Annotated in this window: 12 protein-coding genes and 1 pseudogene; 2 read left to right on the top strand and 11 right to left on the bottom strand. The window is 67.3% G+C overall.

Translation table 11 applies throughout. The annotated features are described in order from the left end of the window. Nucleotides 1-174: 174 nt before the first annotated feature. On the top strand, nt 175-2,199 hold the full coding sequence (locus ACFWU5_RS10265) for an SDR family oxidoreductase (protein WP_379266867.1): 2,025 nt from the start codon (nt 175-177) through the stop codon (nt 2,197-2,199). Between the two features lie 58 nt (nt 2,200-2,257). Here ACFWU5_RS10265 and ACFWU5_RS10260 read toward each other — a convergent pair whose 3' ends face one another. Both ACFWU5_RS10260 and ACFWU5_RS10255 read right to left on the bottom strand, forming a co-directional pair. Beyond that, nucleotides 2,258-2,911 carry a cutinase family protein gene (locus ACFWU5_RS10260; RefSeq protein WP_379266866.1) on the bottom strand — a complete coding sequence of 218 codons (654 nt, stop codon included), beginning with the start codon at nt 2,909-2,911 and terminating at the stop codon, nt 2,258-2,260. Nucleotides 2,912-3,066: 155 nt separating this feature from the next. Continuing rightward, nucleotides 3,067-3,300 (bottom strand): hypothetical protein, encoded by a 234-nt coding sequence (locus tag ACFWU5_RS10255; protein WP_379266865.1) that lies wholly within the window; start codon nt 3,298-3,300, stop codon nt 3,067-3,069. A gap of 77 nt (nt 3,301-3,377) precedes the next feature. Here ACFWU5_RS10255 and ACFWU5_RS10250 point away from each other — a divergent pair, with 77 nt between their 5' ends. After that, nucleotides 3,378-5,066, top strand: coding sequence for an FAD-binding dehydrogenase (locus ACFWU5_RS10250; protein WP_379266864.1), 1,689 nt, complete (start codon nt 3,378-3,380; stop codon nt 5,064-5,066). Here ACFWU5_RS10250 and ACFWU5_RS10245 read toward each other — a convergent pair. The 9 genes and pseudogenes from ACFWU5_RS10245 to ACFWU5_RS10205 all read right to left on the bottom strand — a co-directional run bounded on the left by ACFWU5_RS10245 (nt 5,063) and on the right by ACFWU5_RS10205 (nt 14,753). Then, a complete protein-coding gene (locus tag ACFWU5_RS10245) occupies nt 5,063-5,890 on the bottom strand; it encodes an IclR family transcriptional regulator (protein ID WP_379241743.1) in 828 nt (275 codons plus the stop codon). The genes ACFWU5_RS10250 and ACFWU5_RS10245 overlap by 4 nt on opposite strands. A 74-nt stretch (nt 5,891-5,964) precedes the next feature. After that, the gene (locus tag ACFWU5_RS10240; RefSeq protein ID WP_379266863.1) at nt 5,965-7,083 is read right to left on the bottom strand and encodes an Mrp/NBP35 family ATP-binding protein; all 1,119 of its coding nucleotides are present in this window, start codon (nt 7,081-7,083) and stop codon (nt 5,965-5,967) included. Nucleotides 7,084-7,093: 10 nt separating this feature from the next. Next, the gene (locus tag ACFWU5_RS10235) at nt 7,094-8,464 is read right to left on the bottom strand and encodes an FAD-dependent oxidoreductase (RefSeq protein WP_379266862.1); all 1,371 of its coding nucleotides are present in this window, start codon (nt 8,462-8,464) and stop codon (nt 7,094-7,096) included. Next, a complete protein-coding gene (fdxA, locus tag ACFWU5_RS10230; RefSeq protein ID WP_379266861.1) occupies nt 8,461-8,796 on the bottom strand; it encodes a ferredoxin in 336 nt (111 codons plus the stop codon). Before fdxA ends, ACFWU5_RS10235 begins: the two co-directional genes overlap by 4 nt. Next, complete coding sequence (locus tag ACFWU5_RS10225; protein WP_379241739.1) at nt 8,793-9,548, bottom strand: ABC transporter ATP-binding protein; 756 nt, start codon at nt 9,546-9,548, stop codon at nt 8,793-8,795. Before ACFWU5_RS10225 ends, fdxA begins: the two co-directional genes overlap by 4 nt. Then, nucleotides 9,545-10,408 (bottom strand): ABC transporter permease, encoded by an 864-nt coding sequence (locus tag ACFWU5_RS10220; RefSeq protein WP_379266859.1) that lies wholly within the window; start codon nt 10,406-10,408, stop codon nt 9,545-9,547. Before ACFWU5_RS10220 ends, ACFWU5_RS10225 begins: the two co-directional genes overlap by 4 nt. A gap of 29 nt (nt 10,409-10,437) precedes the next feature. Then, nucleotides 10,438-11,850: an ABC transporter substrate-binding protein gene (locus tag ACFWU5_RS10215; protein ID WP_379266858.1), complete on the bottom strand. Its 1,413-nt coding sequence runs from the start codon at nt 11,848-11,850 to the stop codon at nt 10,438-10,440. A gap of 10 nt (nt 11,851-11,860) precedes the next feature. Continuing rightward, entirely contained in the window at nt 11,861-12,088 is a 228-nt protein-coding gene (locus ACFWU5_RS10210; protein ID WP_358188605.1) for a ferredoxin family protein, read from the bottom strand. Beyond that, nucleotides 12,088-14,753 (bottom strand): annotated as a pseudogene (locus tag ACFWU5_RS10205) (fumarate reductase/succinate dehydrogenase flavoprotein subunit). The gene ACFWU5_RS10210 and the pseudogene ACFWU5_RS10205 overlap by 1 nt, the downstream one beginning before the upstream one ends. Nucleotide 14,754: the final 1 nt, after the last annotated feature.

Here is a 14,754-nt window from a genome sequence, read left to right as displayed (position 1 = left end):
TGAGCTTGCCCGCTCAGGTTACTCACGAGTACGGTTGGTCACAGCCGAGACGACGATGTGCCCGGTTTCTTTCCAGCCATTGCGTGCTGGACCCGCGCCCTTGATACCGCATCCACCGCCGCATGCCGGATCACTGTTGCGCGACAACGTGTTACATGAGTTTCAGGAGGGGCGATGGTTTCCTACATCGTGACAGGCGGTACCGGATTTCTGGGTCGGCGTGTGGTGCGGGGGTTGCTCGCAGCCGATCCGACCGCGATCGTGCACGTGCTGGTTCGTGCGGAATCGCTGTCCAAGTTCACCGCGCACAACGCGGAAAATCCCGACGGCGACCGCGTCTTCGCACTGGTCGGCGACCTGACCGCCGACAACCTCGGCCTCGGTGACGGTGCCCCGCGCGCCGATCACGTGCTGCATCTGGGCGCGGTCTACGACATGACCGCCGACGAGGACACCGCCCACGCGGCCAATGTCGCGGGCACCCGTTCGGTGATCGAGCTGGCCCGCAGCCTCGACGCCACCCTGCACCACGTGTCCTCGGTGGCGGTGGCCGGTGATCATCGCGGCAAGTTCTTCGAGGAGGATTTCGACCTCGGCCAGAACCTGACCTCGCCGTATCACCGCACCAAGTTCGCGGCGGAGAAGCTGGTGCGCGAGGCCACCGATGTGCGCTGGCGGGTGTATCGCCCGGCGATCATCGTCGGCGATTCGCGTACCGGCGACATGGACAAGATCGACGGCCCCTACTACTTCTTCTCGGCGATCTCGGCGCTGGCCTCGCTGCCGTCGGAACTGCCACTGCCGCTTCCCGACCTGGGTAGCACCAATGTGGTGCCCGTCGACTACGTGGCCGACGCGATGGTCCGACTGGTGGGTCGAAAGGGCCTGGACGGGCGCACGTTCCACCTGGTCAACCCGCGTCCGCAGCCGTTCGGGGAGATCTACCACGCCCTGGCCGCCGCCGCCGGTGGACCCGTGGGCATCGGTACCGTGCCCGGCAGCGCCCGCGCACTGAACAGCCTCGGACATCTTCCCGGCGCACATGCGGTGCGCGACTTCCTGTTCGAGCAGGCGGGCATTCCCGCCGAGGTCGCCCCGCATGTCGGTTTCACCGCCGAGTTCGTCTCCGATTCCACGCAGGCGCAGCTGCCCGGCTTGTCCGTGCCCGCGTTCGGCACCTACGCGGATCGCCTGTGGGAGTACTGGCGCGCCAACCTCGACCCGAACCGTGGCCGACTGGCGCCGAACACGCCCCAGCTCGAGGGGCGCACCGTGCTCATCACCGGGGCTTCCTCTGGCATCGGCCTGGCCACCGCCCACGCCGTGGCCCGCCGCGGTGCCATCGTGCTGATGATCGCGCGTGGCATCGAAGACCTCACTGCCGCAGCGCAATCCGTGCGCGCCGAGGGCGGCACCGCGGTGGCCTACCAGTGCGACATCACCGACGCCGACGCGGTCGACCTGCTGGTGAAGACGGTGCTGACCGAACACGGTCACGTCGACTACCTGATCAACAACGCGGGCCGCTCCATCCGCCGCTCGGTGGCCAACTCCGTGGACCGCATGCACGACTTCGAACGCACCATGGCCGTGAACTACTTCGGTGCCGTCCGCCTGATCCTGGGTCTGCTGCCCTCGATGCGCGAACGCCACTTCGGCCACATCGTCAACATCTCCTCCATCGCCGTACAGACCAAGGTCCCCCGCTTCGCCGCCTACGCCGCGAGCAAGTCCGCCCTGGACAACTTCAGCGATATCGCCGCGGTCGAAAACCGTGGCGACGGAGTAACTTTCACCTCCATCCGCATGCCCCTGGTCCGCACCCCCATGATCGCCCCCACCGACATCTACCGCTCCCTACCCCTGCCCGACCCCGACCGAGCAGCCGAAGTAGTCGTCCGCGCCCTCCTGGAACGCCCCGACCGCATCGACACCCCCATGGGCACCTTCTCCCAGGCGATCGAAATGTTCCTCCCCGCACTCAAACGCGCCATCATGCACACCGGCTTCCGCCTGGTCGGCGAATCCACTGCCGCACAACGCAAACCGACCGACACACCAGTGCCCGTGGAACCGGTGGAACCCGCCGAACCCACCCGCAACGCCCTCACCGTCCTCGGCCCGGTCCTGGCACCCCTGATGGTGATGCCCGGCCCCGCCGCCCGAATGAGCCGAATGCTGCCCGGCGTCCACTGGTAACCACCCACGAACCGGCCGACCACAACATTCGTGGTCGGCCGGTTCGCGTGGCATCGACTCACAGTCGAGCGCTCACCTGGCCCGCAGCGGCGGCGAAGGCCCATTCGTAGGTGCCGTGGGCGGCGGGGAAGACTCCGCCCGCGCAGACCGGATCGCCTGCGGCGCAATAGTTTGCGGTGCGGTCGGCGTACAGGGGTGTGACCGTGCCGCCGACCAGTCGCATCGGGTCGCCGAACAACAGGACCGCGACCACCCGGTCGGACAGTTCCGGGGGCAAGGTCCATGCTCCGGGGACGGCCGCGGAGCCCAGAACCGCGTGGGTGACCACGGCGCCCTGGGAGTAGCCGACCAGCACGAAGCGTTGGTCGGGGCAGGCCGCCGCCTGGTGGAGCAGGTGGGTGGTCATTGCTCGGGTGCCATCGGCCATCGAGGACGGGACCAACAGATCCGCGGGGTATTCCACGCGGTGGGCGACGGTGTCCACCGGTAGTTGGGCGCTCAGCACAGCGTAGAGCGGGTCGCCGATCGCGGCTCCCAGGTAGCCGGGTTCTACTGTGCCGCGGGCGATTACGACATCGACGGTGGCGCAGTTCTGCGCCCATGCTGTCGATCCGTGGGACATCGCTGTCCCGATTCCCGCGGCCAGTAGCAACACCGACAGCGCTTGCGCTGTACGCCTTGCGACGATCCGAACTGCCTTCCGATAGGTCATGACGACCACCTGCTCACGCCGTTGTGAGGAATAGATAATGAGCCTTAGCTCACTGGTGGAATACCCGCTGACCTGCAACTACATGACACGTACTCGGCATCGACTGCGGCACGTTTGCGTCTCGGATCGCCTGCGGCACAACGCCGCCCATCAGATCAGTGCTTCTTGGACTTCTTCTTGTACTTGGGCTTGTCGTGGTCGGGCTCCCACTCGTACCCCGGGGTGCCGCGTTCGCAGTAGGAGTCGGCGACGTGCACGTCGCCCAGGTCGCGCTCACACCAGCGGGACTTCGAGCAGGAGGTGGCGCCCAGGCCCGCCACCACGGCGAGTGTGAGGACGGCGGCGGCGGTGCGGGTACGGACGTTCATGATCTCGGCTGAGCCTTTCATGTATGAAACATCGCTGGTCAGAGCGTTTTCCAGGACTTACCCCCGGCCCCCGACGAACCAATGCTACGTTCCAGGGCATGTCGAGCACTGTGCCAGAGCCCATCGAAGATTTCATCCCCGACGCCATTGTCGTCGGCGCGGGACTGGCGGGCCTGGTCGCCACGCACGAGTTGGTGCTGGCCGGGCGCAAGGTCCTGATGCTGGATCAGGAGAATCGCGCCAACCTCGGCGGGCAGGCGTTCTGGTCGCTGGGTGGTTTGTTCGTGGTCGACAGCCCCGAGCAGCGGCGCTTGGGCGTCAAGGACTCTTATGAACTGGCACTGCAGGATTGGCTGGGTTCGGCCGGTTTCGACCGCGAGGACGAGGACCGAATGGGTCGCGAGTGGGCCAAGGCCTACGTGCGGTTCGCCACCGATGAGAAGCGGGATTACCTGCACGCCTTGGGTTTGCGCTTCACTCCGTTAGTCGGCTGGGCCGAACGCGGCGGCGCATTGGCCGGCGGACACGGCAATTCGGTGCCGCGGTTCCATCTCACCTGGGGCACCGGCCCCGAAGTGCTGCGCGTGTTCCTCGAACCGGTCCTGCGCGGTGAGGCAAAAGGCCTGGTGCGCTTCGCCTTCCGGCACCGCGTCGACGAGCTGGTCGTCGAAGACGGCGCCGTCACCGGTGTCACCGGCAGCGTGCTGGCCGACTCCGACACCGACCGCGGCCAAGCATCGAACCGGGATGTGGTGGGCGAGTTCGCCTTCCGCGCTCCGGCGGTGATCGTGAGCTCGGGCGGTATCGGTCACGCGCACGACCTCATCCGCCGCAACTGGCCCACCGAACGTCTGGGCCCGTGCCCGGAAACGATGATCTCCGGCGTGCCCGCCTATGTCGACGGCCGCATGCTCGGCATCTCCGAGCAGGCCGGCGCCTCACTGGTCAACCGGGACCGCATGTGGCACTACACCGAGGGCATCAACAACTGGGATCCGATCTGGCCCGATCACGCCATCCGCATCATCCCCGGCCCGTCCTCGCTGTGGTTCGATGCGAACGGAAAGCGTTTGCCCGCACCGTGTTTCCCCGGTTTCGACACCAACGAGACCATGCGCCAGATCCTGTCCACCGGCTACGACTATTCGTGGTTCGTGCTCAACCAGTCGATCATCGAGAAGGAATTCGCCCTGTCGGGTTCGGAGCAGAACCCTGATATCACCGGCAAGGATTTGAAGTTCACGGTGCGCAGCAGGCTCGCCAAGGGCGCACCGGGGCCCGTGGAGGCGTTCAAGCAGCACGGTGTGGACTTCGTGGTCGCCGATTCGCTGGCCGAACTCGTGGACGGCATGAACGAGATCGCGCGCGGACCGAAACTGGACGTGGCCACCCTGGAACAGCAGATCGTGGCCCGCGACCGCGAGACCACCAATTCCTACTCCAAGGACGCGCAGGTCACCGCGATCAACAACGCGCGCAAGTTCGTCGGCGACAAGATCCGTGTGGTGAAACCGCACCGCGTTCTCGACCCCGCGCACGGCCCGCTCATCGCGGTGCGCCTGAACGTGCTGACCCGCAAGACCCTGGGCGGCCTGCAGACCGACCTGGACTCGCAGGTGCTGCGCCCCGACGGTTCGGTGTTCCCCGGGCTGTATGCCGCCGGTGAGGTCGCCGGGTTCGGCGGCGGCGGCGTGCACGGCTACAACGCCCTGGAGGGCACGTTCCTGGGCGGGTGCATCTTCTCGGGTCGCGCGGCCGGTCGGGCGATCGCGCGGCGCACGTCCTAGTGCGAGTGCCGAGGGGTCAGGGAACGCGCGGCTTCCTTGGCCACCTCGGCCAGCGCGCGGGCCAGGCGTGCGGTGTCCAGTGCGGTGCGTTCGCCGTGGACCGTACCCGACAGCGAGATCGCCGCCACCGCGACGCCACGTCCCCGGATCGGCACCGCCACGCACCCCACGCCCGGTAGCGCCTCCTCGGTGTCCACGGCCACGCCCTGCCGGTTGCGGATGCGGGCGAGCTCGCGATGCAGTTCGCCCCGGTCCACGATCGTGCGCGCGGTGCGTGCCACGGCGTTGCCGCGCAGACAGGCTTCCGCGATCCCGGGTTCCAGCGTGGCCAGCAGCGCCTTGCCCACCGCGGTGGAATGCGCCGGTAGTCGCCCGCCGACCCGTGTGGGAATGACGACCCGCCCGCGCCCGCCCGAACGATCCAGGAACAGCACCTCGCGCCCGTCCAGCACGGCAAGATGCCCGACCAGCCCGGTCCGCTGGCTCAGCTCGTACAGCATCGGCCCCACCACTTCGCGCAGCTCGTTCTGCTCCGCGGCCAGCCCGCCCAGTTCCAGCACCCGCAGACCGAGCCGATAACCGCCGGGAGTGTGGGCCAGCCAGCGCAGCCGGATCATCTGGTCGAGAATGCGGTGCACGGTCGAACGCGGCAGCCCGGTGCGTTCGGCCAGGCCCAGCAGCGTCAGCGAGGGGGTGGTGGCGTCGAACGCGTCGAGAATCAGCGTCATCCGCTCGATCATCGACGTCGGCGGCGCCCCGGCCGCCCGATCCGATCCGGTCCACAGATCTTCCGGCGCCGGTTCGGTCACGATCTCGACCGTCATTGATCCAACCTCCACAGTGCGTAGCGGTAACAGACTAGAGCCGTCAGCTCCGCTTACGCACTATTTCGCCTCGATCAGGCCATGACCCTGTTGGGAGGTGTCACCAGCAGCGGTCGGCGCACGATCGGCGCGAGGGCCGCCGCGATCTCCCCCACGGCCTTCGCGGGCGCGCAGTCGGGGTCGGTGTGGACGAACGGCGCGCCGTCGTCGCCTGCCGCGCACACGGCCGGGTCGAACGGGATGCGGCCGAGCACGGGGCAGTGGGTGTCGAGCAGGCCGCTGAGCGCGCGACTCACCGCTGTGGCCCCGCCGGCGCCGAACGGTGTGTGCCGGGTGCCGTCGGGGGTGTCGTACCAGGACATGTTCTCGATGATGCCCGCCACCCGCTGGCCCGTCTGCGCGGCGACGGCGCCCGCGCGTTCGGCGATGCGGGCGGCGGTGCGCTGCGGGGTGGTGACCACGAGAAGTTGTGCGGCGGGCAGTAATTGGGCCAGTGAGATCGCGATGTCGCCGGTGCCGGGCGGCATGTCGATGAGCAGGATGTCGAGCTCACCCCAGTAGACGTCGTTGACGAATTGTTGCAGTGCGCGGTGCAGCATCGGCCCGCGCCACACGACGGGGGCATTGCCCTCCACGAACATGCCGATCGAGATGACCCGGATGCCGAAAGCGATGGGCGGCATCATCATCGACTCCACCAGCGTCGGTGTTTCGGTGATGCCGAGCATCGCGGGCACCGAGTGACCGTGGACGTCGGCGTCCATGATGCCCACGCGCAACCCACGCCGGGCCAGGGCAACGGCCAGATTCACCGTGACACTGGACTTTCCGACGCCACCTTTGCCCGACACCACGCAGTAGACCTTCGTCGGCGAATCAGGTTGCGCCAGTGCGGAAACGGCTTCGGGCCCGCAGAGTTGGACGCGCAGGTCACGGCGCTGTTCGTCGGTCATCACGCCGAAGTCGATATCGACCCCGGTGACGCCGGGCACTGCGGTGACCGCTTCTCGGATGTCGTTGCCGATCTTGGTCCGCAGCGGACAGCCCGCGATCGTGAGCAGAATCCGTACCGCGACCTGACCTTGCGTGCCGATGGTGATGGTCTCGACCATGTTCAATTCGGTGATGGGACGGCCGATTTCGGGGTCGTCGACGCCGGCCAGGGCGGTCGTGATCTGGGTTTCGGTGGGCATGTTCTGTTCCTTACTGAGCCATGCTGGCGTGCAGCATGTCCGCGCGTTCGACGACCTTGACTCGTTCGCGTCCCTGGGGTGTGCCGAGCGCGCGTTCGTGGGCGTCGAGTCGATGCCAGCCCTCCCAGGTGGTGAAGGGAATGCCTGCGCCGGTGAGGAATTCGATCACCGCGTCGGGGTCCGGTCGGGGTGCCGGGGTCAGGCGGTCGCGGTCGGCGAGCAGGCAGGCGACGGTTTCGTTGGCGTCGCCTTTGGTGTGGCCGATGAGGCCGACGGGGCCGCGTTTGATCCAACCGGTGACGTACACGCCTGCTAGGTACCTGGCGGACTCACGCGCTTTCGGGTCGATGAGCGCCCGTCCGGCTTCGTTGGGGATGGTGCCTGTGCGGTCGTCGAACGGGATGTCGGCGATGTCTTCGGAGCGGTAGCCGACGGCGCGGTAGACGGCCTGCACCGGCCAGTCCCGGTATGCGCCGGTGCCGTGCACGTTTCCGGTGCCGTCGAGCTGCGTGCGCTCGGTGCGCAATCCGACGACCGTGCCGTTGTCGCCCAGTACCTCGCACGGCGATTCGAAGAAGTGCAGGAACAGCTTGTGCGGGCGATCGCCGTGATCGCGAATGGCCCACTGCTCCAGGGTGTTCGCGACCATGTCGACCTGCTTGGAGTTACGGCGCGCGGCCTCGGAGCCCTCGTCGTAATCGATGTCTTCGGGGTTGACGATGACCTCGATGGTGGGCGAGTGGTCCAGTTCGCGCAGCTCGAGCGGGGTGAACTTGGCCTGTGCGGGACCGCGACGACCGAACACGTGGACCTCGAGGGCTTTGTTGCCCTTGAGGCCTTCGTAAACGTTCGGCGGGATCTCGGTGGCCAGCAGCTCGTCGCCGGTCTTGGCCAGCACCCGCGCCACGTCCAGCGCGACGTTGCCCACGCCCAGAACTGCGACCTTCTCGGCATCCAAGGGCCAGGTGCGCGGCACGTCGGGGTGGCCGTCGTACCAGGACACGAAGTCCGCGGCACCGAAGGAACCGTCGAGTTCGATGCCGGGGATGTCCAGCGCACGGTCGGCGTTGGCGCCGGTGGAGAAGATCACCGCGTCGTAGAACTGGCGCAGGTCATCGAGGGTGATATCGGTGCCGTAGTCGATATTGCCCAGCAGCCGCACCTGGTCCTTGTCCAAGACCTTGTGCAGGGCGGTGATGATGCCCTTGATGCGCGGGTGGTCCGGTGCCACGCCGTAGCGGATGAGACCGAAGGGAGCGGGCATGCGCTCGTAGAGGTCGATGCTCACGCCTTCCGGTAGCGAGGACTTCATCAGGGCGTCGGCGGCGTAGATACCGGCGGGCCCGGCACCGATAATCGCCACCCGCAGTGGGCCTTTCACTTCTCGTACCCTGCGACGAACGGCGTGTCTACGCCGAGATCACCGACCGCGTCCGCGCTGCCCGGCGAACCGAGCGCACTGGCGCGGCCGGGCAGCGGGATGTGGAAGAACTCGGCGTTGGTGGCGACGAACCCTTCCTGGCCGGCCGGGATGTCGGTATCGAGGTAGATCGCCTCCACCGGGCACACCGGTTCGCACGCACCACAATCCACGCATTCGGTGGGGTGGATGTAGGCCATCCGATCACCGGTGTAGATGCAGTCGACCGGACATTCCTCCACGCAGGCGCGGTCCATGATGTCCACGCACGCGGCGCCGATGACGAAGGTCATGGCTGTAACTCCTTCTCGTTCGGCTCGCCGAGGGCGGCGAGGATTTCGTAACGCAGACGGGCGAATTCGGGTTCGAACCTGGCACCGGGCGCACGCGGCGAGTCGATCTCGATGACCCGTTGGATGCGGGCGGGTCGCGGGGTCAGCAGCACGATCCGGTCGGCCAGCAGCAGCGCCTCGTCGACATCGTGGGTCACGAACAGCACCGTGGTCTGTCGTTGCTGCCACACCGAGATCAGCAGTCGTTGCATGTCGGCGCGGGTCTGCGCGTCCAGCGCGCCGAACGGTTCGTCCATCAGCAGCACTCGTGGTTGTGCGGCCAAGGTCCGCGCCAACTGCACCCGCTGACGCATTCCGCCCGACAGTGCGCCGGGCAGGTGATCACCGAAGTCGGTGAGCCCCACCAGGTTCAGCAGTTCCTGGGCTTCGGTGCGACGGTTGCGACGTGACACCCCACGCAGTTTCAGCGCGAACTCGACATTGCGTCGGGCCGTGCGCCACGGCAGCAGCGCGTCTTCTTGGAACACCATCGAGCAGTGTTGTTCCGAGGGCCCGCCGTCGACGGTGACCGTCCCACCGATGGGTGGCAGCAACCCCGCCATCGCGCGCAGCACCGTGGATTTGCCGCAGCCCGAGGGGCCCAGCAGCACCACGATCTGGCCCGCGTCGATGTCGAGATCCACTTCCGCGGCGAGACTTTCGCCGTAGGCGATGCGTAGTCCGTGCAGCCGCACCGCGGCGCCGGCGCTCATCGCTGCGCCCTGGGCAGCCACCGGTTGACCCGGCGCCCGGCCAGTTCCACCAGCCAGGCGGTGAACCACCCGAGCAACCCGATGGTGAGCATCCCGACGATCACCCCCGGATAATCCAGGAGCCCGTAGGACTGCCAGGTGAAGTACCCGATCCCGAACTGTCCCGAGATCATCTCCGCGCTGATCACGCAGATCCAGGCCACACCCATGGCCACCGACAGGCCGGAGAAGATGCCGGGCAGCGCACCCGGTAGCGCGATGTGGAACAGGATGTCGCGTCGACGCGCACCGAGGGTGTGCGCCGCCTCTTCCCAGACTTTGGGTAGTGCGTGCATGGCGTGGATGGTGCTCACCGCGACCGGGAAGAACGCGGCGAAGAAGGTGATGAACACGATGCCCTGTTCACCGGTCGGGAACAACAGAATGGCCAGTGGCACCAGCGCGATCGCGGGAATCGGCCGGAACACTTCGAGCACGGGACGCACCAGCGCACTGACCACCGCGGAGCGGCCGACGGCCATGCCGATGAGCACACCCGATACCGTGGCCAGGCCGAAGCCGATCAGGATGCGCCGGGTGCTGGAGAAGATGTCGCGGTAGTAGGTCGACGCACCGATCTGGGTGCTGAAGGAATCGAATACCTGTGCCGGCGTGGGGATCTTGTCGAACCGTAGCCAGAACACGACCTGGTTCGTGGTGAGCAGGTACCAGGCCAGCAGCAGTGCCGCCAACGGCACCGCGGTCAGCGCGGCTTTGCGCACCTTGCGCGGCACGGTGAACCGGGTAGCCGTTTTCGGTAGTGGCACAGTGCTTTCGGGCGCCGCGACGGGTGCGGCGAGGGGTTTGACGGAAAGGGTCATGGTGAGCCTCCTGGTCTCACGTGACGGATCTAGCGGGCCTTCAGTGCTGCGGAATAGTCGATGACCGTGGCGCCCGGATGGGCGGTGGCGTACTGCTGTGCGGCGGCGCCGGTGGCGAAGGGCAGCAACCGATCGTCGGATCCGGCGGCGGGATCGCTGACCCAGGTCGCGGTGGCGGCGAACAGCCTTGTGCCGGTGGCGAAGTCGGGCACGTACGCGGCGCGCACGGTGGTGCCGGTGGCCGCGATCTGCCGCAGCAGGCAGGTCGGGGTCTTGGCGACGGCGGTCTTCGGACTGTCGGCGAACCACACTTCCGAGGCGGAGGCCAAGCCGTCGACCCCTCCCCCGCAGGTGGCATCGGTGCCGGTCAGCGGGGCGGGTGCGGCCACCGAGGCGCTGACGGCGTCGTAGTCGACGCCGTACACGGTGCGGATGTAGCGGTCGTCGACGAATTCGCCTAGATCCAGATCCGACAGTGCGCCAAGGCTTTTCAGGAACGGCAGCAGCTTTCCCAGTGCGTCGACCTGTTGGGTTTTGATCGTCGGATCGAAACTCACCAGCCCGTTCGGCCCGTTGTAGAGGTACACGACCTCGGCGGGCAACCCGGTGATCTCGGCGACCCGCAGGGCGGCTTCGAGGGGGTTCTGGTTGAGATAGTCGGTGGTCTTGCGCACCGCGGTGAGGAACGCGGTGACCACATCGGGGTTCTCGGTGCCGAACCGTTCGCCGGCGACCACCGCGTGGAAGGTCGGAATGCCCGCGCTCCCACCGTCATACAGCAGTTTGGCCTTGCCGTCGTAGACCAGTTTCTGCGGCCACGGCACGAACTGCGCCAGCGCGGCCACCTGGTCACCCTGCAGGGCCGAAGCACCGACGGCGGGATCCTGACCGAGCAGTTTCACGTCCTCGAGGGTCATCCCGGCGGCCGACAGCCCGGTGGCGAGCATGCCGTGCGCGGCCGACCCGACGCTGGTGGACACGATCTCGCCGCGCAGGTCCGCGATGGTGGACGCCGTCGAATTCGTCGGCACCACAATCTGATTCAGCGAACCGCGCAGGTTGTAGCCGGTGACGGCGATCAGTTCGGACTTCACATCGGCGTGATCGCGGGTCTTGGAACCGTTGACCAGGATCGGGGCGTCGCCCATGGAACCGATGTCGACCTGGCCGGCCAGCATCTGCGCGGTCAGCGGCGGGCCCGCGGCGAAGTCCTTCCACTCCACCTTGTAGGTCAGGCCCTTGGCCTTGCCGAGCTCGGCCAGTTCGGCCTCGAAAGTGCCGCGATCGCGCAGCAGGGTGCCCGCGGTGACGGTATTGATGGTCTTGGACTGGTAGCCGATATTGACAGTGACGGTCTTGCCGTCGTCGCCGGCGCCGCAGCCGGTGGCCAGCGCGGCGACCGTGGCGGCACCCAGCAGCAGTGCGGGAATTCGGATGCTCATGACGGCTCTCTCAACGCAACAGGAACGGAATGTTCACGGTGACGGCGCCGACCGGGCACCGCGCGGCACACGGCCCGCAGTACCAGCACTCGTCCACGTGCATGTAGGCCTTGCCCGAATCCGGGTGGATGGCAAGCGAATCCAGCGGACACATGTCCACACACAGCGTGCAGCCGTCGATACACTTGGCCTCGTCGACCGTGACGGGGACATCGAGACGAGCATTGACCAGGGCCATCAGAGTTCCTTTCCAGAGTTGGCGATGCCGATGCGGGCGAAGGCACGGACGTCGGCGTCCGGGTCTTCGAGCGCGGCCTGCAGCGCCGAGGTGATGTCGCGTCGCTGCGCGATCCGTTCGGCCAGGCCGCGCACCGCGGCCTTGCGAACGTCGAGGTTGGGATCGGAGACCGCCGACAGCAGCGGTGCCGCGGCGAGTTCGGGGTCGGCGGCGGCCAGGGCGATCGCGGCCGCCTGCCTGACCTGCCAGGCGGGGTCGGTGATGGCCGCGGTCGCGGTGGTGGCGGCCTGTTCGTCGCAGCCGGTGCCCGCCAAGCTCGACAGGGCGGCGGCGCGGACCAGGGGTTGCGGGTCGGTGGCCAGCACGAGCAGGGTCACCGCGCCGCGTGGATCACCGATAGCCGCAATGCCTTTCGCGACGCCGATGCGCACGTTCTGGTCTTCGTCGGCGGCAGCTACGGCGAGTTCGTCGAGTGCGTCGACCGAGGTCAGACCACCGACCACCGTGCGCCGCACCGCGACATTCGGGTCGGCCAGCCATGTCGTGAGTTCGTCGGCACCCACTCGACGGTGTCGCCACAGCGCCTCGATCGCTGCCGAGCGCACTGCCGGTTCGGATGCGGTAACGCCATGACGCAGTGCCGCATCGAATTCCGGGCCTGGGACCAGCACTTCGAGCAGCTCGGTGAGGAACCCGATCGCGGTGTGGCGAACGTCGACATCCGGGTCGGCCAGAGCTGTGGCGAAGATCGGTGCCGCCTGCGCCCACGCGTCGGTGGTCTCGCTGAGCACCGACAGCGCGGTGCGGCGAACCTCCGGGTCCGGGTCGGTCAGGAATTCGGTGAGTTCGTCCAGTTCCGGGCATTCGTCGGCCAGGTCGAGCAGGGCAAGCAGGCGCGCGCTCATCGTGCACCCCACGCACCGACGAGTTCGGGAGCGGCCACATCGGCGACACCGTCGGGCCGCACGAAGCCGGGCACCGGCACGATGTAGGGCGCCACGGGCCTGGTCTTGAACTCCATGGCGCCGCCGGCGCCGCGATAGAGGTTGAGGTGACAGAACCACTCGGCATCGTTGGTGGCGGGCCAGTCCGCGCGCTGATGGTAAAGGCCCCAACGACTTTCGGTTCGTCGCAAAGATGCCCTGGCTGCCATTTCCGCGCAATCCCTGATGAAGGTGACTTCCGCGCAGCGCATGAGTTCGTGCGGCGTGTGTCCACCCATCGCGGCGATGTCGGCGTTCATCCGTTCGAACGCTTCCACGCCCAGCGTCAGGTACGACTGCGCCTTGGGCGGTTGCAGGTAGTCGTTGACGAAGCGGCGCAGCTTGTATTCGACCTGGGTTTGCGGCGGGCCGTCGGGGTTGCGCAGCGGGCGGTAGATCAGCTCGTGCGCGGCTTCGATCTGGTCGGCCGGCAGCTCCGGATGTGCTGCGCCACGGGCGAATTCGCTGGCGTGCTCACCGGCGATATCGCCGTACACGAACGCGCCGATCATGTAGTTGTGCGGCACCAACGCCATGTCGCCCGCGGCGTAGAGGCCGGGCACGGTGGTCGCGGCGTGTTCGTCGACCCACACTCCCGACGCGGAATGTCCACTGCACAAACCGATTTCGGAGATGTGCATTTCGATGTCGCTGGTACGGTAGTCGGTGCCGCGCCCTTCGTGGAAGGTGCCACGGGTGGGGCGTTCGGTGGTGTGCAGGATGCCTTCGATCTCGCGGATCGTGGCGTCGGGCAGGTGGCTCAGTTTCAGGTAGATCGGCCCGCGCGCACTGTCGAGTTCGGACTTGACCTCCGCCATCATCTGACCGGACCAGTAGTCGCAGTCCACGAACCGGTTGCCTTCGGAGTTGACGGTGTAACCGCCGAACGGATTGGCCACATAGGCGCACGCGGGACCGTTGTAGTCCTTGATCAGCGGATTGATCTGGAAACACTCGATGCCCGACAGTTCCGCGCCCGCGTGGTACGCCATGGCATAGCCGTCGCCGGCGTTGGTGGGGTTCTCGTAGGTGCCGTAGAGATAACCCGAGGCGGGCAGGCCCAGTCGTCCACACGCGCCCGCCGCCAGGATCACCGCACCGGCCGAGATGGTGACGAATTCGCCGGTGCGCGTGTCGAATCCGACCGCGCCGACCGCGCGGCCGTCGACGGTGAGCACCCGCACCGGCATCACCCGGTTGTTGATGGTCACCTTGGATCGGACATCACGAGCGCGCAGGGTGCGGTAGAGCACCTTCTTCACATCGCGACCCTCCGGCATCGGCAGGACATACGAGCCGGAGCGGTGCACCTTCCGCACCGCGTATTCGCCGTGCTCGTCCTTCTCGAACTTCACGCCGTAGTTCTCGAGACGCTGCACCATCTCGAAACCCCGTGTGGCGGTTTCGTAGACGGTGCGCTGGTTCACGATGCCGTCGTTGGCCACGGTGATGTCGGCGACGTAGTCCTCGGGACTTGCCTTGCCCGGCACGACCGCGTTGTTCACGCCGTCCATGCCCATGGCCAGCGCGCCGGAGTGCCGCACGTGGGCCTTTTCCAGCAGCAGCACGTTCGCGCCGTGGCGGGCGGCGGTCAGCGCGGCCATGGTGCCCGCGGTGCCGCCGCCGACGATCAGGACGTCGCAGACCAGTTCTCGCCGGTCGGTCAGCGGTGGAATCTGCATG

It is taken from the genome of Nocardia sp. NPDC058640, from assembly GCF_042716995.1.
Lineage (GTDB): Bacteria > Actinomycetota > Actinomycetes > Mycobacteriales > Mycobacteriaceae > Nocardia.
Note: the sequence above shows the minus strand (reverse complement) of the source record. Positions and strands in the feature narration are given on the sequence as shown.